Here is a 21,643-nt window from a genome sequence, read left to right as displayed (position 1 = left end):
GCTATTTCCCCTCGCTCAGCGAGCGCAGCCGCACCCCCTCAAATTCATCCCCCCTGTTCCATTGCGGCATGGACCGTTGGTTGGCAAGAAGATACGCAAGGTGGAAATAGAACTTGGCTTCCTGCATCGTCCCCTCATACGTCCAATCGCTGCGAATCTCGTCGCTGGGCTGGTGGTAGTTGTAGTCATTGTACTCTTCGGCCATTTGTTTTCCCCAGCCGGCAGGCTTGCCGATGAAATCAATTCCGCCGTCGAAATACGCTACGGGCACGCCGATCTGCGCAAAGCTGAATTGGTCTGAACGGTAGAAGGCCCCTTGTTCGGGAAACTGGTCGGGTTTCACGACAAAACCGGCCAGCGTTGCCGCCTTCTTCACCGATTCATCGATCGTCGACCGCCCCTTCCCGATCATCGAAATATCCCGAGTCTCACCGAACATATTCACGCCGTCGATGTTGATATCGGCGGCGATCTTTGCCGCGGGGAATGTCGGGTGGGCGGCGTAATATTCCGAGCCGAGCGTGCCTGCTTCTTCCCCGCCGACAAGCAAAAAGAGGATCGACCGCTTCGGCCTGATCGCAAGATGAGTGAATCCGTTCGCAAGCGTCAGCACCATGCTCACGCCGGACGCATTGTCAAGCGCGCCGTTGTCGATCGAGTCGCCGTTGACCGGCTGAACAATTCCCAAATGGTCGAAATGCGCGGTGTAGATGACGGCTTCCTTTGAAAGGCTGGAATCGCTCCCAGGAAGCAATCCCGCGACGTTCGCCGTGGTGATCTTTCTGATCGTGTTATGAAGATGGACCGAAACTACTGTACCGAGCGGAACCGGTGTGAACTTTCTTGAATTCGCCCTCCTCATCAACTCATCCAGATTGTTCCCCGACAACGCAACCAGGGTTTTGCTCGCGCTCCATGAGAGCCACGATTCCAATTTCATCGGCTCTTCTTTGGGATCCTCGATCGAAAAATTCTCGCCGCTCCATGATGTCTGGACCACCTGAAAGGGGTAGCCGGCCGACCGATCCGTATGGATGATGATAGCCCCGGCCGCTTTCTTGTGCGCGGCGATCTCGTATTTGTACGTCCATCGCCCGTAGTATGTCCGAGCCTTGCCTCCGAAGAACTTCGGGTCGTTGCTCGGGGGTTCGTCATTCATCATCAGCAGCACTTTGCCCGAAACATCGACCCCTTTGTAATCGTCCCATTTTTGTTCCGGTGCATCGATGCCGTATCCTACAAAGACGACCTCGGCGTTCGCGATATCGACATGTTCTTCCTGTATCCCAGAAAAACCGATGAATTCATCCCGAAATTTGAACCGTTCTTCCTTTGTCCCGCACCGGGCAACCAGTTCCATCGACGAATCTGCCGTGATCCCTACGATCGGGAACCGCTGAAGGTAGGTCCCGTTTTCTCCTCCGGGCTGAAGTCCGAGCAGCTGCAGCTGCGACATCAGATATTTTTCCGCTACTGCGTCGGCGCGGGTGGCAGGGGCGCGCCCTTCCAGCAAATCATCGGCGAGAAATTTCAGGTGGCTTTGAAAAATGCGAGGATTGATGGCTGCGAACGCTTGTGCCTCGTCTTCCGGCATTTGAGGATAAAGCGAGGAAGAACATATGTTCAACCATGCAAGCGTATAAAGCGCGATCTTGGCGTTTCGGCCGGCATTGTATCGTTTCCCCGTGCGGTATCCCCGGCGATTTCGATGAAGTTTCTCTAACACTTGATCTTCACGATTTCTTGTTGAATCGGTCCTCCCGGAATTTCGATCTTTCTCTCCTTGCTGACATACACGTCGATCTCCAGCCGGACGCCGAATTCGCCCGGAAGATAGATACCGGGTTCGATAGAAAAACATGTTTCCGGAATAATTTCGCGCTGGTCATGGGTCTCTAAATTATCGATGTTGGCGCCGTTTCCGTGGACTTCGGTGCCGATATTATGCCCCGTTCGGTGGATAAAAAATTCGCCGTACCCTTTATCACTGATGTACTTTCGGGTAATATCGTCCACATCGCAGCCGCGTACTTTGCGTCCGCTGGAGAATTCCGACTTTAAATACTCGACCGCGGTATCGCGCGCCCCTTTCACGACCTCAAAAACCTTCTGATACTTCGCCGGGATCTCCTCACCGGCAAACGCAACCCAGGTGATATCGGAATAGACGCTCTCGGCTTTGTTCTTCTTTGCCCACAGATCGATCAGGATGCGATCCCCCTTCTTGATCTCTGAAAAAATTTCTTTCGTCGGTTCATAGTGAGGATTTGCCGCGTTCGCATTGACGGAACAATTCGGGGCATCGTCGATCACAAGCCCGTTTTCCTTGAAATAATTTGCCATTGTTTGCTGAACATCGTATTCCGTCACCCTCTGTCCTGCCCGAAGCCTTTCGCCGATAAACCCAAAAGCGACATCGACGGTCTTCCTCAGAACCTTCGAGGTCTCAAATTGATCCGCCCGCTGTTCCTCGGTCCACCGTGCTTCGAAAAATTGAACGATATCCGCCGAGGAGACGACATTGACGCCGAATGACCGGATTAATTCGACTGTACCGCCGTCAACTTTCGAGACGTACGGAATCGCATTATTCGGAGAATATTCCATCGCAACTGAGTTCACCCCTTTAAGGGTCGCCTTAAGCCCGTCCTGGAGCGATTGCCAGCTGACATAGACGGTTTTGCCGCCGGGGAGATGGTCCAGGTTGTATTGTTCAATGCCGTGAACAAGCTTGTGCGGCGTTCCTTGCGCCGGGATAAAATAGAAGTATCGCCTCATTTGCGTGAGATGTGCCGGCAGTTCCAACAATTTCGAAGCGAATACGTTGGACTGTCGGAAATTATAGAGCAGCCATCCTTCAAGCTTGTATGCGTGCAGCGCAGCCTGAATCGATGAGATTCTTTTCGTTAATTCGTCGGCCTTTGACATGGCGTCCTCCTTTACGCTGTCGGAGAGTATCGGTGGAGCATTTGTGCGTCAATATAAAGAATTCCGGCACAAATAAAAATCCCCGAACGCAAACGAGCGTTCGGGGATCCCTTCTTCCTTCTACGGCAACGGTGGCTAGTACATGTCGCCCATGCCGCCGCCCGGAGGCATTGCCGGCATCGGCTTCTTCTCTTCGGGTTTCTCGACGATGGTCGCCTCGGTCGTCAGCAGCAGCGCTGCAACGCTCGCTGCGTTTTCGATCGCGATGCGGGTCACCTTGGTCGGATCGATCACGCCCGATTCGACGAGGTTCTCGTACTTCTCGGTGAACGCATTGAAGCCGAAGTTGCCTTTTTCACTCTTCACCTTATCGACAACGACGGAGCCTTCGAGGCCTGCGTTGGCGACGATCTGGCGGATCGGTTCTTCAAGCGCCCGCTTGATGATCTCGACGCCGGTCTTCTGGTCCTCGTTCGTCGTCTTTACTTCATCAAGCTTGGTGATTGCGCGAAGGTAAGCGACGCCGCCGCCGGGGACGATGCCCTCTTCAACGGCCGCCCGTGTCGCATGGAGCGCATCTTCCACGCGCGCTTTTTTTTCTTTCATCTCCACTTCGGTCGAGGCGCCGATTTTCAACACGGCAACGCCGCCGGAGAGCTTTGCAAGACGCTCCTGAAGTTTTTCCTTGTCGTAATCGGAGGTCGTCTTATCGATCTGTCCTTTGATCTCGTTGATGCGCTTTTTGATCTCGTCCTTTTTGCCGGCGCCTTCGACGATCGTCGTATTATCTTTATCGACGACGACCTTCTTCGCTGTGCCGAGGTACGAAAGCGTGGCATTTTCGAGCTTGAACCCTTTCTCCTCGGAGATCACGGTACCGTTTGTCAGGACAGCGATATCTTCGAGCATTGCTTTTCTGCGGTCCCCAAACCCGGGGGCTTTCACGGCCACGACGCGCAGGGTGCCGCGGATCTTGTTCACAACGAGAGTTGCAAGGGCTTCGCCCTCAACTTCTTCTGCGATGATCACCATCGAACGGCCGGATTGTGCCGCCTTCTCGAGAATCGGGAGAAGGTCTTTCATCGAGCTGATCTTTTTGTCGTGGATCAGAATGAGCGGATCCTCGAGAACCGATTCCATTGTATCGGCATCGGTGACGAAGTACGGCGAAAGGTACCCGCGGTCGAACTGCATCCCCTCGACGACATCCATCAAGGTCTCGGTTCCTTTTGCCTCCTCAACCGTGATCACGCCGTCTTTGCCGACTTTCTCCATCGCGTCGGCGATGAGATTGCCGATCGTCGAATCGTTGTTCGCCGAAATCGAACCGACCTGCGCGATTTCCTTCTTCCCTTCGACCGGGCGGCTGATCTTCTTCAGCTCTTCGATCACTCTTGTAACGGCAAGGTCGATGCCCCGCTTGAGGTCCATCGGATTGGCGCCGGCGGTGACATTCTTCAACCCTTCGCGAACGATCGCTTGTGCGAGAACGGTGGCCGTCGTGGTTCCGTCGCCGGCGACATCGGAGGTCTTTGAGGCAACTTCACGCACCATCTGTGCGCCCATATTCTCATTTGGATCTTCGAGCTCGATCTCCTTGGCCACTGTCACGCCGTCTTTGGTCACGGTCGGTGCTCCGAATTTCTTGTCGATGACAACATTGCGTCCCTTCGGTCCGAGCGTCACCTTCACTGCATTAGCGAGCTGGTCGACGCCGCGCTTCAGAGCTGCGCGCGCGTCAAAATCGTACTGAATTATCTTTGCTCCCATAACCGTAATACTCCTTTTGAATTTTGGTTTTTCATTGCTTCAATTACTTGGGCATGATCGCGAACACGTCGCTCTCACGCATGATCAGAACTTCTTCCCCGTCGACGGTCACTTCTGTCCCGGAATATTTACCGTAAAGAACTTTGTCGCCGACCTTCACCTCCATCGGAACTTTCTTCCCTTCATCTGTGACCTTCCCCGGTCCGGCGGCAACAACCTCGCCCCACACCGGTTTTTCTTTGGCAGTGTCAGGAAGAATGATTCCTCCCTTTGTTTTTTCCTCAGCCTCGGCGGGCTTGACAACAATTCTGTCAGCCAAAGGATGTAATTTCATACAAGTCTCCTTAACGTTAAGTTAATACGATGTAACCTATTTAATTGAAATAACTTATGGTATAAAAAATAATTAGCACTCACGTTCAATGAGTGCTAATATAGCAATTCACGATGCTATTGTCAAGTGGTTTCGACTATAATTTTGCTCCCGAAACGATGAGGACGAACTCCCCTTTAACGGGGCGGGCGGACAACGTTGTGTGGAGTGATGAGAGGGTTCCGCGAAGGATTTCTTCAAACTTTTTAGTGATTTCCCGTCCGATGACGGCGGGACGGTCGCCAAACGCATCGCGAATGTCCTCTAGCGTTCGAAGGATGCGATGAGGAGATTCGTAGAAGACCATCGTCCGGGCTTCGTCTTTGAGCTGGGACAGTTTCGTGGACCTTCCCTTTTTGTGTGGAAGAAAACCTTCGAACACGAACGACTGAGTCGGCATTCCGCTCGCCACCAGCACAGGAATAAACGCCGTCGGCCCGGGAAGGGGAATGATAGGAATATCATCCACGATGCAAGCCTGAATGATCGAATAGGCCGGGTCGGAAATTCCCGGCGTCCCCGCATCTGAAACAAGCGCGACCGAGTGGCCGTCCCTCAGCCTGGCAACGATCTGCGGAACACGGATGGTTTCGTTATGCGTGAAAAAACTGAGAAGGGGTTTTTGGATCTGCAAATGGTCGAGAAGAACCTTCGTCGTGCGGGTATCTTCTGCCGCGATCACGTCAACCGAAGAGAGGATTTTTACCGCGCGATACGTAATATCGTCGAGATTGCCGATCGGCGTCGGAACAATGTATAGCGCCCCAGGGCGGATTTCTTCGGGCATCGCTCTATATACCCCAATCGCGGACGTACCGGAAATCGACGTTCACCGTCCGCTGCGAGATCTTTGCCACGATCGGCGGCCGGCGTTTGAATTGGTTTTGCTTGACACGTCTTTTGATCGTCTCGATGAACTTCTTTTCAAAGCCCATCGCGGTCAGTTCATCATCTCTCCGCCGTTCGTCGATCATGTAATAGAGGAGCCGGTCAACATCCCGGTACGAAAAACCCAGCTCCCCCTCGTCGGTCTGGTCCTGCCATAAATCGGCGGTGGGTTTTTTCTCGACGATCCTTTTAGGAACGCCAAGAGCTTCGGCGAGCTGCCATACCTGAGTCTTAAAAAGATCGCCGAGCGGATTGACGGCGCACGCCATGTCCCCGAACAACGTCCCGTAACCGAGCATCGTTTCCGTTTTGTTGGAGGTTCCGACAACAAGCGCATGATGCTGGATCGAACGGTCGTAGAGAACGATCATCCTCATCCGCGCCATGACATTTCCCCGGCGGACATTGTCGGTCATGCGCTGTGCCGTTATGAACGGATCGACCATCGGCGTAATCTCGACAACTTCAGAGTGAACGTGAAGGTTGCTCACAACCAGTTCGGCGTCTGCCTTGCTTTGTGGACTGCTCGAGGCATACGGCATCAGGACAGCGAAAACATTTTCTTTGCCGAGCGCTTCTGCTGAAAGATACGCGGAGACCGCCGAGTCGACCCCTCCCGATAGTCCGATCACTGCTTTCGTAAATCCGGCGTTGTGAATCTGATCGCGGAGAAAATCCACCAGCATCTTCTTCACAAATTTCGGATTGAGAAGCAACTCGTTGCCGTTCATCGTTCGAGTGGTCGTTTCCATAGCATACCGCCTTCAAAGTTCGCCCGCGTTAAGTTCCCGAAGGGCTTTCCGCATGATGTTGAACCCTTCTTCCAATTCGCCGCGCTGAATCGTCAACGGCGGCCTGAAACGGATGGACCGATCGCCGCAGCCGATAATGATCAATCCTTCCTCGTACGCCTTCTGACGCAGCTGATCCCGGTTTTGTGCCGTATCCAGGTCGATCGCGCACATCATTCCGCGCCCCCGGACATTCGAAACGAGCGAAGGAAATTCCTCTCCCATCGCAGCTAATTCCCGAAGCATATATTCTCCCTGGAGCCGTGCGTTTTCCACGAGCTGCTCCTCTTCGATGATCTCCATGATCCGCGTGAACCGAACCATGTCGACCAAATTGCCGCCGAAGGTCGAGTTGAGACGGCTTGGCTTATGGAACACGTTGTCGAGCACATCATCGATCCGCGTGCTGCTCATAAATCCGCAGACATGTGTCTTCTTGCCGAAGGACATCAGATCGGGCTTCACAAAGTATTCATGCGCCCACATCTTTCCGGTCAGCCCGATTCCCGTTTGCACTTCATCAAAGATAAGAAGGATCTCGTTTTCGTCGCAGATCTCACGAAGCTTCACCAGAAATTCTTTCCGGAAATGATTGTCCCCCCCTTCGGCCTGGATCGGTTCTATGATGAGCGCCGCGATGTCGTCAGGATTGTTGATGATCGCCTCTTTGATCTGCCGGACCGCAATTTCTTCGTCATCCATCACCTCTTTCAGATGGATGTCGTTGAGCGGAAACGTCATCGCAGGGTTCAAAATCCTCGGCCATTTGAATTTCGGAAAATAATTCGTCTTCGTCGGGTCCGTATTCGTGAGGGAAAGCGTGTAGCCGCTCCGCCCGTGGAATGCGCGCCGAAAATGAATGATCTGCCTTCCCCGTTCCTCGGTATATCCCTTAATAAAATTCTTGCGAACCTTCCAATCGAACGCGGTTTTCAAGGCATTTTCGACGGCAAGCGCACCGCCGTCGACATAGAAAACATACGGCAGATATTCCGGCTGCACAATTCGCGAGAACGTCTCAACGAATTCCGCCATCTCGACGCTGTACACGTCGGAGTTCGACGGCTTGTTCACGGCAACCTGGCCGAGTGTTTCGAGAAATCCCGGCTCGGTCATTTTCGGATGATTCATCCCGACCGCGGACGATCCAAAAAAGGAAAAGAAATCGAGATACCGTTTATTGAAACGAGAATCGTAAAGATAGCAACCCTGGCTTCTTTTTAGATCGACGACCAGGTCGAACCCGTCCACAAGCATGTGGCGGGAAAGGGTTAGATGAACGTCCGTCGAAGAGACCGCGACCGGCAAATTCGTGGTAGGCTTGCCCGTTTGCTTCTTTGGGCCGCCCCCATTCCTGTTCGTTCCAACTTCTTCCCCTGCGGTTCTGATGGCTGATTCCAACATGCTGCACCTCCAGGCATTTTCAGTTCGATGATAGAATGAAAGAGCGCAATAACCTTCATCCACCATGACTCAGAAAAATTCCTGATGTTCGTAGAGCGAAACGAAATAGAGGCACAGAAACGTTTTCATTTCAATAGTTGTCTATTTGCGCCCGCTGCAGGGCGCCGCTGTAATCGACGTAGACCGCTTTCCACTCGGTAAAGAAATCGTACACTGCCCAGCCTCCTTCGCGATGGCCGTTGCCCGTTTGTTTTACTCCTCCAAACGGAAGATGCGCTTCCGCCCCGATCGTCGGAACGTTGACATAGGTGATGCCGGCCTTGATGTCGCGCACGGCGATAAACGCCTTGTTGACATCACGGGTATAAATCGAGGATGAAAGGCCGTACACCGTGTCGTTGAGAATCATAATGCTCTCTTCCAAAGACCTCGAACGAATCACCGACAAGACCGGCCCAAAGATCTCCTCTTTCGCGATCCGCATTCCGGGAGTAACATCAGTGAAGATTGTCGGTTCGTAAAACCATCCGTTCTTCAGCTTGTCGCCGCTGGCCGCCTTGCCCCCGGCCGCAAGGCTGGCACCCTCCTTCTGTCCGATTTCGACATACGAATGCACGGTCTCACGCTGCTTTTCGTTCACGCACGGACCAACCTCAGTGGACGGAAGCAAACCGTCCCCGAGCTTCAATTTTTTCGTCCGGTCGAGGAGCATCGAGATGAATTGATCATAGATTTTTTCATGGAGGATGAGCCGGCTCGTGGCAGTGCAGCGTTGTCCGGTCGTGCCGAACGCTCCCCAGAGGACTCCGTCGAGCGCGAGGTTCAGGTCAGCATCGTCCATTACGATCTGCGCATTTTTCCCCCCGAGCTCAAGCGAGACCCTTTTGAGCGTCTCGCTCGAATCCTTTTGAATCTGTTTCCCTACCGAGGTCGAACCGGTGAAAGAAATAAGGTCAACGTCGGGATGCGAGGTGATCGCATTGCCCACTTCGCCTCCGCTCCCATGAACGATATTCACGACCCCTTCAGGAATTCCCGCCTCCATCATGATCTCCACCAGCGCGGCCGCGGTTCTCGGGGTATCGGTCGCAGGCTTGAAGACGACCGTGTTTCCCGAAAGAACTGCGGGGAAGATCTTCCACGTGGGGATCGCCATCGGAAAATTCCATGGAGTGATGATGCCGGCAATTCCGATCGGAACGCGGATCGCCATCGCAAATTTATTGGGGAGCTCGGACGGAACGGTGTGACCGAAGAGGCGCCGCCCTTCGGACGAAGCATAGTACGCAGTATCGATCCCCTCCTGCACATCTCCGCGCGTCTCAACGATCACTTTCCCCATCTCACGGGTCATTTCCCGGGCGAGGTCTTCCTTTCGGGCGACCATGATATCCCCGACCTTCCGGAGAATATCACCGCGCTTCGGTGCGGGAACAAGCCGCCACTTCTCAAATGCCGCGCGGGCCGCTTTCACGGCATCGTCGACATCCTCCTTCGACGATCTTGGGAAAACGCCGATCACCTCATCCCAATTGGCGGGATTCCGATTCTCGAAAGTTCTCCCCGACTTCGCGTCAACCCATCTTCCATTGATAAGGTTCTGAAATTTCTGCGGCATGATCATTCACCATACGATATCGCGTAATAGCTTGATCAGCGGATACTCAGCTGCCCAAGCCTACTCTCTCAAAAATATAATCGACGTGACGCAAACTCTTCGTCGGGTCGAATGCTTCCTGAAGTTCGCTCTTTGTCAGCAGCCTGTTGACCTCCGCATCGTCCTCCAACACTTCCCTGAAATTCTTCTTGGATTGCCAGACGTCCATCGCATTTTTCTGAACGATCCTGTACGCGTCTTCCCGTTTCATCCCTTTCGTCGTCAGGGCAAGGAGCACCGGCTGCGAAAAGACCAGTCCGTGAGTAAGGTCGATATTGTTCCTCATGTTCTCGGGGTAGACGATGAGCTTCTCAATGACATTCTTTGTAAGCGCAAGCATATAATCCAGGAGGATACAGCTGTCCGGAACGATGATGCGCTCGACCGACGAATGGGTGATGTCACGCTCATGCCAGAGGGCGACGTTCTCCATTGCCGCCTGTGCATTCCCCCGAAGCACGCGCGATAATCCGGCGATCCGCTCGCACGTGATCGGATTGCGCTTGTGCGGCATGGCCGACGAGCCCTTCTGTCCTTTTGAAAAATATTCCTCCGCCTCCAGCACTTCCGTTTTTTGAAGATGGCGGATCTCCGTCGCGAATTTTTCGAGCGAGCTGCCAACGACGGCAAGCGTCGTCATAAATTCCGCATGTCGATCGCGCTGAAGGATCTGCGTCGAGACCGGCGCCGGTTTCAGCCCGAGTTTCGCACAGACATATTCTTCGACCTTCGGGCTCAGATGTTCAAAGGTCCCGACGGCGCCGGAGATCTGGCCGTACGAGATCGTCTCGATCGCGCGAATGAGCCGCTGGATGTTCCGTCTCGTTTCGTCGTACCACAAAGCCAGCTTCAGCCCGAAAGTCGTCGGCTCGGCATGGATGCCGTGCGATCTCCCGATCATGACGGTCATTTTGAACTCTTTCGCTCGCCGCGCGAGGACCTCTTTCAATTCCTCCAATCCTTTCAAGAGGAGTTCTCCCGATTGCTTCATCTGAACCGCCAACGCAGTATCGAGCACGTCGGACGACGTCATTCCAAGATGGATGTAACGCGATTCGGGACCGACATATTCCCCGACATTCGTCAGGAATGCGATGACATCATGCTTCACCTCCAACTCAATAGCATCGATCCTGGCAATATCAAACTTTGCTTTCTCCCGGATAACCGCGACCGCTTCCTTCGGAATCACCCCTAATTCCGCCTGCGCTTCGCATGCGAGGATCTCTATCTGCAGCCAGACCGAGAATTTATTTTGGTCGTTCCATATTTTGCCCATCACTGGGCGCGTGTACCGAGCGATCATTTTCTTAGAAGGTTAGGTTCGTTTTTCCAACGTTAGATTGGCGTCGAATGTCTTCTTGTCCCGATAGATTTTCAGGCTGAGAACATCTCCCGCTTTTGCGTCGTTGATGATCGAGATGATCGTTTCCTCATTTTGTATCTTTTCCCCGTTGATTTCTAGAATGATGTCGCCGACCTTTAATTCAGCCTTTTCGGCGGGACTGTTCTTCTTGATGTCGCTGATGATCACCCCCTCAGCAGTTTTCAGTCCGAAATATTTTGCGATCCGCTGGTCGACAATGTTCACTTCCATCCCCGTCCAGAAATTGCGCTCGACCTTCCCCTTCTTCTGAAGCTCATCGACGATCGACTTCACCCGGTTGATCGGAATGGCAAAGCCATACCCGATGTACGCCTGGCTCACCCCCGCGGTGTAAATCAGCGTGTTGATGCCGATGACCTCGCCGGCGCTGTTCACCAGCGGCCCGCCGCTGTTCCCCGCGTTGATCACCGCGTCGGTTTGTATCAACCCGCGGTACGACCGGTTATCTTCGACGTTGAGGTTCATCCCCTTTGCGCTCACGACGCCGACGGTCACGATCGGTTTGTCGATGTTCTCAAAGAGCCCGAACGGATTGCCGAACGCCACCGCCCACTCGCCGATCATCACGTCGTCGGAATTGCCGAGCTTCACATATGGAAAGTTCTTCCCTTTGATCCTCAGGAGCGCCACGTCCGAGATCATGTCGGTGCCGACAAGCTCGGCGGGATATTTTTCTCCGTTCGTCATCGTTACGATGATTTCTTTCGCGTTGCCGGCGACATGGTCGTTGGTGAGAACATAGCCTTCGGGCGAGATGATGAACCCGGACCCGAGCCCCTTCACTTCCTGTTTGAGGCTTCTGTTCCCAAAAAACTGTCTGAAGAACGGATCATCGCCGAAAAAGTTCGAGAAAGGGTCCTGCACTTCTCTCACTTCGGTCACGGTGATGCCGACCACGGCCGGGCTGACGCTTTCGACCGTGGCGGTAATGGCATTCTTCCTCGATTTGGAAACGTCGTCGTCCGGGCTTTTCTGCTGTTCTTCAGAAACAAACAGGGAGCTTTGTTGCCCGGAACTTCCTGCGGTGGCAATGCCGTTCACTTTCGGCGCCAGCGAATATCCAAGAATTCCGCCGACACACAAAAAGATCATCAAGAGAAAAAATGCTTTGCGGGACATGTTATTTTTTATCTGAGCTTCGTGATGAAATGATTTCCCGTAACGGGCCGATATGCCGGATGAACAAAATTGCAGACATTGCACTGTACGCAGCCAATAATTGCGCGACGGAAAGCGCGCCTGTTGAAAACTTCGCCACGATCCCTTGAGGGATCGCGTATCCTAAGAGAGGCGAGGCGAGAATCGCGGCGATATTTCCAATATGAATATTCTTAGAGAACGAATATCCGGCAACCCAGCACGCGCACCAAACGGCGACAAAAATCCAGCTCACGACCAGCATTGCGCCGGCAGCGGGCGCAAGACCTCTACCCCCTTTGAACCTCAACCAGACGGGAAAGCAATGTCCGATGACAATGCCGACAAGGGAAGCCGAAATGCATCCGGGGACGGATCCCCAGATAAAAAGCGAGAGAAGAACAGCGCAGATGCCCTTCACGAGATCAACCGCAAGCACGATAAGGCCGACAAGGCGTTGGCCGGTCACCTCATACGCGTTCAGCGTTCCCACATTACCGCTGCCCGCAAGCCGGATATCGATGTCTGAACTTCGTTTTACAACAATGTAGGCAGTGGGAAGGGAACCGATGAGATAGCTCAGGACAAAAGCTTCAAGGGTCGACAAGAAATTGCTTCCGTTGTATGGTTGTTTGTTTCTGTGAGTTCAAAGTACCAAAAAAACGCCCGATAGTCAAGGCAACCTGAAGAGCGCATCCGCATAACCTAAAGTCATTACAGTAGTTGTGGCTGCTGTTCCTTGATTCTTCTTCCTCAAACAAGTATATTCTCTTGAAGAAAAAATGATGATCACATGAACGAGACCTACCTCAAAAAACTATTATCAGATTTCAAGCGGTCGCGGATCTCCGAAGAGGATGCTCTCTCTTCGCTGCAGAACTTTTCGTACGAGTCGATCGGTTTTGCGACCATCGACCACCACCGGCAATTCCGCCAGGGATTTCCCGAGGTGATCTTATGCGAAGGGAAGACCCCGCAGCAGATTTCGGGCATTGCAAAAAAAATCGTGGATCGGGGAAGCGCTCTTCTGGCAACGCGAGCAACCAAAAAAGACTTTGACGCTGTCAGGAAGGCGGTCAAGAAAGCCCGTTTTAATCCGGCAGCAAGAACAATAACCGCCAATGAGCCAACGCTGATTCCATCATCGAAGAAAATAATTTTGATCGTGACAGCCGGGACCTCCGATATTCCGGTGGCTGAAGAAGCGGTCGTCACTGCGAAGATGATGAGACAACATGTGGAGACGCTCTATGATGTCGGAGTTGCAGGAATACATCGCCTGCTCAATCAAACCGATAAGCTCCATCGGGCAAGCGTCATTATCGTTGTTGCGGGAATGGACGGCGCCCTCGCAAGCGTCGTCGGAGGCCTCGTGCGCGTTCCGGTCATTGCTGTTCCGACGTCGACAGGGTACGGCGCGTCGTTTGGCGGTATCGCGCCGCTGCTCACAATGTTAAATTCCTGTGCAGCCGGAATTACCGTCGTCAATATTGATAACGGCTTCGGCGCCGCATTTGCAGCGAGCCTGATCGTGAAATCGTAAAGTTCCTATTGATATTCTGTGACGAGGGAAAAACTGCCATGCTCAGCGATCTGAAAAAAATCCAATATAAAGAGACCATTCTTGAAACCATCGGGCATACTCCGCTCATCAAGCTCAATAAAATGGCGAAGGGGTACAAACCCGCAATTTTTGCCAAGGTTGAAAGCTTCAATCCGGGCGGATCCGTAAAGGACAGGATCGGCGTTGAAATTATAGAGGAAGCAGAACGGACAGGCCGGCTGAAACCAGGGGGAACGATCGTCGAATCGACTTCGGGCAATACCGGAATGGGTCTGGCGATCGCGGCGGCGATCAAAGGATATAAGACTGTTTTCACGATGCCCGACAAGATGAGCGGAGAAAAGATTCAGCTTCTTCGGGCATTTGGCGCCGAGGTGATTGTCACTCCAACGGCGGTTCCGCACGATTCCCCAGAGAGCTACACCGAAGTCGCAAAACGGATCGTCCGTGAAACTCCGAACTCCATCCTTGCCGACCAATACTATAATCCGAAAAACGAGGAATCGCATTACCACACGACGGGCCCCGAAATTTGGGAGCAAACCGGCGGACAAATCGATTACTTCGTCTGCGGCATCGGGACAGGGGGAACGATCAGCGGCACCGGACGATATCTCAAAGAAAAGAATCCGAAGGTGAAAGTTGTCGGCATCGACCCGAAGGGATCGATCCTGCGCGACTATTTTTATACCAAACAGTTCTCCCCGGTGTTTAAAACATACAAGGTCGAAGGGATCGGACAGGATTTCCTTCCGGGGGCGCTCCATTTCGAGTACATCGACGAGATCATCGAGGTAACGGACAAAGAGTCGTTCCTTGCAGCGCGGAGGCTGACGCGTGAAGAAGGAATTTTTGCCGGAGGCTCGTGCGGCACTGCCGTCGCGGGCGCGTTCAAGCTTGCGGAGCGACTGTCGGAGAACGACGTCGTGGTCGTGATCCTGCCGGACGGCGGCTCCAAATACCTCAGCAAGCTGTACAACGACGATTGGATGAGGGAAAACGGGTTTATCGCCCCCGAGCGCATCACGCTCAGATATGTGATGGAGGCAAAATCGTCAAAACTCCCGCAGCTGATCACCGTCGATGCTTCATCAACGATCCGCACAGCGCTCGACATCATGACGGGAAAAAACGTCTCACAGCTCCCTGTCTTCGAAAAAAAGAAATGCATCGGCAGCGTCTCCGAAGGAAATCTTCTCACATTGCTGCTGAAAGATTCATCAAAGTTCGACGCGCTGGTAGGGACGGCAATGGAACCGCCGTTTCCTGAAGTCCACATGAACGAAGAGCTCGGAAGAGCCGTGGAACATTTTGCCAAGAAGGAATCAGCAGTGCTCGTCAAGAATGATTCCGGCGTGATAGGAATCATTACGCGATTCGACGTTTTAGGATACCTTACCCGATAGCCACTATGCAATGGGAACAATCGGCCGTCGATAAACTCGACGAATTAGTCCGGGTCGTCCGCGACCCATTCCGCGAGATCATCAAGAATTCGGCGCAAACGCACGCAGAACGGTACGCTGCACAGCGTCAAAAGCCGCATGTGACCTTGAAGGATGCCGTGCTGGGGTTCTTGCGAGCGCGATCGCATAAGTTGAACACCGAGGGGGCGATGCTGCTTAAGGAATACGGCATCGACGAAAAAGAGTTTACGTTAATCGACAACAACGACAAAGTATGAAATTTTCGACGAAGGCAGTGCATGCGGGGCAGCACCCCGACCCCGCGACCGGAGCAGTGATGACTCCAGTCTTTCTTACTTCGACCTATGCTCAGGAAGGTCTGGGACAGAACAAAGGTTACGAATATTCACGCGTGTCCAACCCGACACGCACCGCGCTTGAAAAAAACATCGCAGCGCTCGAGAATGCCGAAGAAGGAATGGCATTCGCCTCGGGGATGGCTGCGATCGATGCGCTGTTCCGGCTGCTTGCTCCGGGGGATCACGTGATCGCGACGAACGCCGTCTACGGAGGGACGTACCGGATCGCGAAAATGGTCTTTGAACGCTTCGGTCTGGAGTTCGATTTTGTCAACACCACGGACATGAACGTCGTGATACGGTCGCGAAAACCGAGCACAAAAATGATTTTTGTTGAGACTCCCACCAACCCGACGATGGAAATTTCCGACCTCGGCGCGATCGCCAAATTCGCACGGGCGCATCAATTAATTTCCATCGTTGACAATACCTTTGCCACTCCGTACCTGCAGCGCCCGATCGATTTCGGCATCGACGTTGTCGTTCACAGCGTCACGAAATATTTGAACGGCCACAGCGACATGCTCGGGGGCATGGCGGTCACGAATAACGCGGGCATTGCGGAGAAACTCCGGTTCTCACAAAAGGCGGTTGGCGGGATCATGAGCCCCTTCGATGCCTGGCTTTGCCTGCGCGGCACAAAAACACTCGCAGTCCGCATGAAACAGCATTGTGAAAGCGCCACCATCATTGCAGAATGGCTGTCCGGGCGCAAAGAAGTTGTCAAGGTGAATTATCCGGGGCTGCGAAGCCATCCTCAGTACGCCCTGGCACGGCGCCAGATGAGCGGATTCGGCGGCATGATCTCGTTTGACGTCGGCTCGCTGAAAAATGCCAAGCGATTCCTGAAACGCCTGCGCGTCTGTACGTTGGCCGAAAGTCTCGGCGGGGTGGAAACGCTCATCTCTCATCCGGCAACAATGACGCACGCGTCGGTCCCTAAATCGGAACGGGAGAAAACCGGCGTCACCGACGGACTCGTTCGGATCTCGGTCGGCATAGAGGACGTCGAGGATCTGATCGATGATTTGAAGAATGCCTTGATGGGGATTTAAAGAAGGGTTATTGAACGAATCGTTTTCGCACCAGCGCCCACGCGGCGAGCGTCATCCCATCCCAGATCTTTCTGCTTGAGATCATTTCTTCCAGATGGTTCGGGGAGACTTCCACGATCTCAAACTCTTCCGTCGCTTCGGGTTTTGGCTTTCCGGACAAAAGAGAGCGTGCAATAAAAACGCGGCACATTTCGTCCGTTACCCCGTTGAAGGGATTGAACTCTCCGGCCGTTTCCCACGATCTTCCCGTGTATCCCGTCTCTTCTTCCAGTTCAAGTTTGGCCATCTCATCGTACGAGTGTCCGGGTTTCACGCCGCCGCAAGGGAATTCGATGCTCTCTCGGTCTTTCAGATAACGATACTGATTGACGAGAATGATCTTGCCGTCGTCCGTGACCGGGATGATGAGACTGGACCCTTCAGTGTGAACGTAGTGGTATTCCCCCTTCACCCCGTTGGGAATCTGAAACGAATCAAGAAAATACGTCCACCATGGATTCTTATGGACGATCGCAGAAGTGAGTTTTTTCCAGCGGGAGAGCATTCTCGTGGGATAGAAAATGGAAGATGGAAACTATGTTCGATGCTGCGGTGCTAGAGCAATTCACTCTCTGCGAAGAAAAATGCCACTTCGATCTTCCCGTTCTCGACAGAGTCGGAGCCGTGGACGATGTTCTCGCCTTTGCTATCAGCAAACAGCTTCCGGATGGTCCCGGGTTCCGCATCGTTCGGATCGGTGGCACCGATCAATCTTCGGTACTCCGCCACAGCGTCGGCTTTTTCCAGGGCAACGGGGACGCACGGACCCGATGTCATGAATTCGACAAGGCCGACATAAAAGGGGCGCCCTTTATGGACGGCATAAAATCCGCCGGCTTCCTCCTTTGTCAGACGAATTTGTTTCATCCCCAAAATTTTAAACCCTGCTTTTTGAATTCTTGAGAGCACTTCCCCCTGAAGATTCTTTCTTACACAGTCGGGTTTCAAGATGCAGAGCGTTCGTTCAATCACGGAAAATTCCTCAGATCGTATAGTATTATTTTCTCTTTTTGGATTTCTTCTTTGGCGCCGTTTTCTTTGCCGGTTTTGTGGCGATGACCGGGACAGAATGCGGGCGTTTTTTTGCCAGGGCTAGTTTCATTGTCTCGCCGATCATTGCGGGGCTGTCGCAGACATGAATGCCCGCATCGCTCATTGCTTCCATCTTCTCCGCGGCAGTTCCTTTCCCGCCGGAGATAATCGCGCCGGCGTGTCCCATCCGCCGGCCCGGGGGAGCGGTCCGGCCCGCGATGAAACCGACGACCGGTTTCTTGACATGCTTCGCGATGTATTCCGCCGCTTCTTCTTCAGCGCTCCCTCCGATCTCGCCGATCATGACGATCGCGTCCGTGTTATCGTCCTCATTGAACAGCCTGACCGCATCGATGAAGCGTGTCCCGATGATCGGGTCCCCCCCGATTCCGATGCATGTCGATTGGCCGATGCCGCGCTCGGTGAGCTGCCAAACGGCTTCGTACGTCAATGTTCCGCTGCGTGAAACCAGGCCGACCCGTCCGCGCTTGTGGATGAATCCCGGCATGATCCCGACCTTGCATTCTCCCGGCGTAATAATGCCCGGACAATTCGGGCCGATGAGCCGGGTTCCTTTGAGCTTGACATATTCGTAGACGCGGATCATGTCCTTCGTCGGAATTCCTTCCGTGATGCAGACGATCAATCCGATGCCGGCATCGGCCGACTCCATCACCGCGTCGGCCGCGAACGCCGCGGGGACAAAGATAACAGAGGTATCGACCCCTTCGCTCCTGACCGCTTCTGCAACCGTGTTGAAGACGGGGACTTCGGTCTTGAACTGATCCTTTTCATTCCCCTTGTACATCGTCCCGCCTTTGCCCGGGGTGACCCCCGCGGCAACGTTCGTGCCGTACGCAAGCATTTGCGATGAATGAAATGTTCCTTCGCCGCCGGTGATGCCCTGGACGACAAGCCTGGTCTTTTTGTTGACGAGTATGCTCATGGGAGTTTGTTCCTGATCAAAAATTAGTTCACGGTTCCTAAGAAATCCGCGACCCTCAGCAACGTCGCTTCGTCGAATTGTTTTCCAAGAAGCTGAAGCCCGACCGGAAGATCTTGTTTGTCGACGCCGGCCGGGATGCTGATGCCAGGAATTCCGGCAAGGTTTGCCGAGACGGTATAAATATCCGACAGATACATTTGCAGCGGGTCGTCTGCTTTTTCACCGAATGCAAACGCCGTCGTCGGCGATATCGGCGTGATCAGGCAATCGACCTTCTTAAAGGCGTTAAAGAAATCCTCCTGAATTAACCTTCTCACTTTTTGCGCCTTCCTGTAATACGCATCATAATAGCCGGCCGAAAGTACATACGTGCCGAGCATGATGCGTCTCTTAACTTCTGCGCCGAAGCCCTCGCTACGCGATTTTGTGTACATCTCCATCAGCGTCGAGGCATGCTTGCTCCGATAGCCGTAACGGGCGCCGTCGTACCTGGCAAGGTTCGATGATGCCTCCGCGGTCGCAAGAATGTAATAGGTGGCGATCGTGTATTCAGAATGAGGAAGAGAAACTTCGATAACTTCTGCGCCGCCCCCTTTCAACCGGGCGACATGCCCTTCGAGGCAGCCCCGGATCTCCGTGTTCAACGCGTCGTTGAAGTATTCCTTCGGGAGGCCGAACCTTAATCCTTTCACGTCGCGGTTCATCGAGGCAAGATAATCGGGAACCGGAACCTTCGCCGACGTCGAATCCCGTTCATCATGTCCGGCGATGACCCCTAAAATCCGGGCGATATCGCGCGCTGAATTTGCAAAGGGACCGATCTGGTCGAACGATGACGCGAAAGCGACAAGCCCATAACGGGAAACTCTCCCGTACGTCGGCTTCATCCCATACACGCCGCACAGGCCGGCCGGCTGACGGATCGAACCGCCGGTGTCGGATCCCAGCGCAGCCGTTGCCATTCCGGCAGCAACGGCGACGGCCGAGCCGCCGCTAGAACCGCCGGGAACGCGCGATTCATCTATCGGATTTTTCACGGGACCGAATGCCGAATTCTCCGTCGACGATCCCATGGCAAATTCGTCCATGTTGGTCTTGCCGATGATCACTGCATCCGCCGCCTGAAGTTTTTCGATGACGGCCGCATCATAGATCGCTTCATAGTTGCCGAGGATCTTAGAAGCGCAGGTGGTCCGTTTTCCCTTCATGCAGAGGACATCTTTGACCGCGATGACCAATCCGGCAAGGGGGCCTGCTTTTCCTGTTCCGATTTTTTTATCGACGGCGCGCGCCCGTTCCAGCGCTTCCTCCTCGAAAACCGTCAGATACGCGTTGAGATTTTTCCGGGCGGAAATAACGGAGAGGTATTCACGGGTACGTGCTTCGCATGAATCACCGCCCGATGCAAGCCGGACGTGATATGAATCGAAGGGCTCTTTGAGGTTCACTCGGACCGTTCCCTGGTGCAAATCATCGTGCGCTCTTCTACTTTTTCGGAGTTGAAGAGGAGGTGTCGGCGGGCTTCTCCGGGAGCGAATGCTCGGGCTTTGTCAGTTCCGACTGAACATCGCGCATCGCGCGCTTGAACTCCGCGATCCCTTTTCCGAGGCTCTTCGCAAATTCCGGAATTTTCTTCGGCCCAAAGAAGATGACGATCACCAGCATGATGAGCATCAGCTCCGGGAACCCTATATTTTCAAACATTGTCTCTCTCCTTCTCCTAAGACGTCGCTATTTTTTTTCAGCCTTGTTTTCCTCTACCGCCTGTTCGACCTTCTCCTGGACTTCCCTCATTGCTTTTCGAAATTCGTTCATCCCCTTCCCGAGTCCCTGGGCGATCTCCGGAATTTTCTTCGGTCCGAACAGGACGAGAATGACCAGTCCGATCAACAGCAATTCGGAGAATCCGAGATTCATGGCCCGCTCCTTTCGCGAATCAACTCAGCACCAAACTTTCGACCATCGACTGAAAGATCTTTTTGCCGTCCGCCGAACCAAGCTGCGATTCGACAGCCCGCTCCGGGTGCGGCATCATGCCAAGAACATTCCCTTCCTTGTTCATGATGCCCCCGATATTCAACAACGACCCGTTAGGGTTGGACGCATCATTGATCTCGCCCGACGCGCTGCAGTATCGGAATACGATCTGGTCGTTTGCCTGGAGCGCGTCGAGCACTTCACGGCTCGCAAAATAATTTCCTTCGCCGTGGGCGACGGGGATCTTCAATACGTCGCCGACACGGCACTCCGAACTAAAGCGCGTGTCGGCGTTCTCAACCCGCAGATGGATGAACTTGCAGACAAATTTCAGGGAGCTGTTCCGCAGCATGACGCCGGGCAGCAATCCCGCTTCCAGGAGAATCTGGAAACCGTTGCAAATGCCGATGACCGTGCCGCCGTTCTTCGCGAACCGGACGACCTCTTTCATCACGGGAGAAAAGCGCGCGATGGCCCCAGTGCGGAGATAATCGCCATACGAAAACCCGCCGGGGAGGACGACAACATCCGCATCGCCGAGGGACGAATCCTTGTGCCAGATGAAGTGCGCATCCTGTCCCATGACATCCTTCGCCGCACGATACGCATCGTGGTCGCAATTGGACCCAGGAAATACCACAACCCCAAACTTCGATTTCGCCATCGCTTCGTCCTCGTTATGATTTCTCTACTCGAAAGGAATAGTCTTCCATCACAGGATTGGCAAGAAGTTTTTTGCACACGTGCTCCGTGATCTGCTCCGCCTCTTCTTTCGTCGAGCTGTTGATGGTCAGCTCGATGTGTTTTCCGATTCTGACATCCTGCACGGTCGGATACCCTAAAGAATGGATCGCATGTTCAACCGCTTTCCCTTGCGGGTCGAGGATCGATTTTCTCAGCGTGATAGAAATATTGGAATGATACACTCGG

23 protein-coding genes are annotated in these 21,643 nt (G+C 53.6%); 4 read left to right on the top strand and 19 right to left on the bottom strand.

What is annotated here, in order from left to right; genetic code table 11:
- Position 1: 1 nt before the first annotated feature.
- From VMF88_08055 to VMF88_08005, 11 genes are all read right to left on the bottom strand, one after another.
- Complete coding sequence (locus VMF88_08055; GenBank protein HTY11011.1) at positions 2 to 1,726, bottom strand: M28 family peptidase; 1,725 nt, start codon at positions 1,724 to 1,726, stop codon at positions 2 to 4.
- Entirely contained in the window at positions 1,720 to 2,928 is a 1,209-nt protein-coding gene (locus VMF88_08050) for a M24 family metallopeptidase (GenBank protein HTY11010.1), read from the bottom strand. The genes VMF88_08055 and VMF88_08050 overlap by 7 nt, the downstream gene beginning before the upstream one ends.
- Before the next feature lie 135 nt (positions 2,929 to 3,063).
- Positions 3,064 to 4,698, bottom strand: coding sequence for a chaperonin GroEL (gene groL / locus VMF88_08045; protein ID HTY11009.1), 1,635 nt, complete (start codon positions 4,696 to 4,698; stop codon positions 3,064 to 3,066).
- 43 nt (positions 4,699 to 4,741) lie between these two features.
- Positions 4,742 to 5,032, bottom strand: coding sequence for a co-chaperone GroES (gene groES / locus VMF88_08040; protein HTY11008.1), 291 nt, complete (start codon positions 5,030 to 5,032; stop codon positions 4,742 to 4,744).
- Between the two features lie 136 nt (positions 5,033 to 5,168).
- The gene (gene rsmI, locus VMF88_08035) at positions 5,169 to 5,858 is read right to left on the bottom strand and encodes a 16S rRNA (cytidine(1402)-2'-O)-methyltransferase (GenBank protein ID HTY11007.1); all 690 of its coding nucleotides are present in this window, start codon (positions 5,856 to 5,858) and stop codon (positions 5,169 to 5,171) included.
- A gap of 4 nt (positions 5,859 to 5,862) precedes the next feature.
- Positions 5,863 to 6,711 (bottom strand): NAD+ synthase, encoded by an 849-nt coding sequence (locus tag VMF88_08030; protein HTY11006.1) that lies wholly within the window; start codon positions 6,709 to 6,711, stop codon positions 5,863 to 5,865.
- A 12-nt stretch (positions 6,712 to 6,723) separates the two neighbouring features.
- Positions 6,724 to 8,154 carry an L-lysine 6-transaminase gene (gene lat, locus VMF88_08025; GenBank protein HTY11005.1) on the bottom strand — a complete coding sequence of 477 codons (1,431 nt, stop codon included), beginning with the start codon at positions 8,152 to 8,154 and terminating at the stop codon, positions 6,724 to 6,726.
- 130 nt (positions 8,155 to 8,284) lie between these two features.
- On the bottom strand, positions 8,285 to 9,778 hold the full coding sequence (locus VMF88_08020; GenBank protein HTY11004.1) for an aldehyde dehydrogenase family protein: 1,494 nt from the start codon (positions 9,776 to 9,778) through the stop codon (positions 8,285 to 8,287).
- Positions 9,779 to 9,818: 40 nt separating this feature from the next.
- A complete protein-coding gene (purB, locus tag VMF88_08015; protein HTY11003.1) occupies positions 9,819 to 11,117 on the bottom strand; it encodes an adenylosuccinate lyase in 1,299 nt (432 codons plus the stop codon).
- Between the two features lie 12 nt (positions 11,118 to 11,129).
- A complete protein-coding gene (locus VMF88_08010) occupies positions 11,130 to 12,317 on the bottom strand; it encodes a trypsin-like peptidase domain-containing protein (GenBank protein ID HTY11002.1) in 1,188 nt (395 codons plus the stop codon).
- A gap of 1 nt (position 12,318) precedes the next feature.
- Positions 12,319 to 12,942, bottom strand: a complete 624-nt coding sequence (locus VMF88_08005) for a glycerol-3-phosphate acyltransferase (protein ID HTY11001.1) — start codon at positions 12,940 to 12,942, stop codon at positions 12,319 to 12,321.
- 186 nt (positions 12,943 to 13,128) lie between these two features.
- Between VMF88_08005 and larB the strand changes: the two genes are divergently transcribed.
- From larB to VMF88_07985, 4 genes are read left to right on the top strand one after another with little or no spacing between them, the layout of a single operon-like run.
- Entirely contained in the window at positions 13,129 to 13,878 is a 750-nt protein-coding gene (gene larB / locus VMF88_08000; GenBank protein HTY11000.1) for a nickel pincer cofactor biosynthesis protein LarB, read from the top strand.
- Positions 13,879 to 13,916: 38 nt separating this feature from the next.
- Positions 13,917 to 15,305 carry a cystathionine beta-synthase gene (locus tag VMF88_07995; GenBank protein HTY10999.1) on the top strand — a complete coding sequence of 463 codons (1,389 nt, stop codon included), beginning with the start codon at positions 13,917 to 13,919 and terminating at the stop codon, positions 15,303 to 15,305.
- Between the two features lie 5 nt (positions 15,306 to 15,310).
- Positions 15,311 to 15,583 carry a hypothetical protein gene (locus VMF88_07990; GenBank protein HTY10998.1) on the top strand — a complete coding sequence of 91 codons (273 nt, stop codon included), beginning with the start codon at positions 15,311 to 15,313 and terminating at the stop codon, positions 15,581 to 15,583.
- Positions 15,580 to 16,719: a PLP-dependent aspartate aminotransferase family protein gene (locus tag VMF88_07985; GenBank protein HTY10997.1), complete on the top strand. Its 1,140-nt coding sequence runs from the start codon at positions 15,580 to 15,582 to the stop codon at positions 16,717 to 16,719. Before VMF88_07990 ends, VMF88_07985 begins: the two co-directional genes overlap by 4 nt.
- A 7-nt stretch (positions 16,720 to 16,726) precedes the next feature.
- Here VMF88_07985 and VMF88_07980 read toward each other — a convergent pair whose 3' ends face one another.
- From VMF88_07980 to purS, 8 genes are read right to left on the bottom strand one after another with little or no spacing between them, the layout of a single operon-like run.
- Entirely contained in the window at positions 16,727 to 17,263 is a 537-nt protein-coding gene (locus tag VMF88_07980; protein HTY10996.1) for an NUDIX hydrolase, read from the bottom strand.
- A gap of 50 nt (positions 17,264 to 17,313) precedes the next feature.
- Entirely contained in the window at positions 17,314 to 17,727 is a 414-nt protein-coding gene (ndk, locus tag VMF88_07975) for a nucleoside-diphosphate kinase (protein ID HTY10995.1), read from the bottom strand.
- Between the two features lie 28 nt (positions 17,728 to 17,755).
- On the bottom strand, positions 17,756 to 18,736 hold the full coding sequence (gene sucD, locus VMF88_07970; GenBank protein HTY10994.1) for a succinate--CoA ligase subunit alpha: 981 nt from the start codon (positions 18,734 to 18,736) through the stop codon (positions 17,756 to 17,758).
- A gap of 23 nt (positions 18,737 to 18,759) precedes the next feature.
- A complete protein-coding gene (gene gatA, locus VMF88_07965; protein ID HTY10993.1) occupies positions 18,760 to 20,184 on the bottom strand; it encodes an Asp-tRNA(Asn)/Glu-tRNA(Gln) amidotransferase subunit GatA in 1,425 nt (474 codons plus the stop codon).
- Positions 20,185 to 20,221: 37 nt separating this feature from the next.
- On the bottom strand, positions 20,222 to 20,440 hold the full coding sequence (locus VMF88_07960; protein ID HTY10992.1) for a twin-arginine translocase TatA/TatE family subunit: 219 nt from the start codon (positions 20,438 to 20,440) through the stop codon (positions 20,222 to 20,224).
- A gap of 27 nt (positions 20,441 to 20,467) precedes the next feature.
- Positions 20,468 to 20,653, bottom strand: coding sequence for a twin-arginine translocase TatA/TatE family subunit (gene tatA / locus VMF88_07955; GenBank protein ID HTY10991.1), 186 nt, complete (start codon positions 20,651 to 20,653; stop codon positions 20,468 to 20,470).
- Positions 20,654 to 20,672: 19 nt separating this feature from the next.
- A complete protein-coding gene (gene purQ / locus VMF88_07950; protein ID HTY10990.1) occupies positions 20,673 to 21,377 on the bottom strand; it encodes a phosphoribosylformylglycinamidine synthase subunit PurQ in 705 nt (234 codons plus the stop codon).
- A gap of 13 nt (positions 21,378 to 21,390) precedes the next feature.
- The gene (gene purS, locus VMF88_07945; protein HTY10989.1) at positions 21,391 to 21,639 is read right to left on the bottom strand and encodes a phosphoribosylformylglycinamidine synthase subunit PurS; all 249 of its coding nucleotides are present in this window, start codon (positions 21,637 to 21,639) and stop codon (positions 21,391 to 21,393) included.
- Positions 21,640 to 21,643: the final 4 nt, after the last annotated feature.

The sequence above is a fragment of the Bacteroidota bacterium genome, from assembly GCA_035506275.1.
In the GTDB taxonomy this organism is placed as follows: Bacteria; Bacteroidota; Ignavibacteria; order UBA10030; family UBA8401; genus JAGVPT01.
The sequence above is the reverse complement of the archived record's forward strand: the minus strand, read 5'-3'. Positions and strand labels throughout refer to the sequence as shown.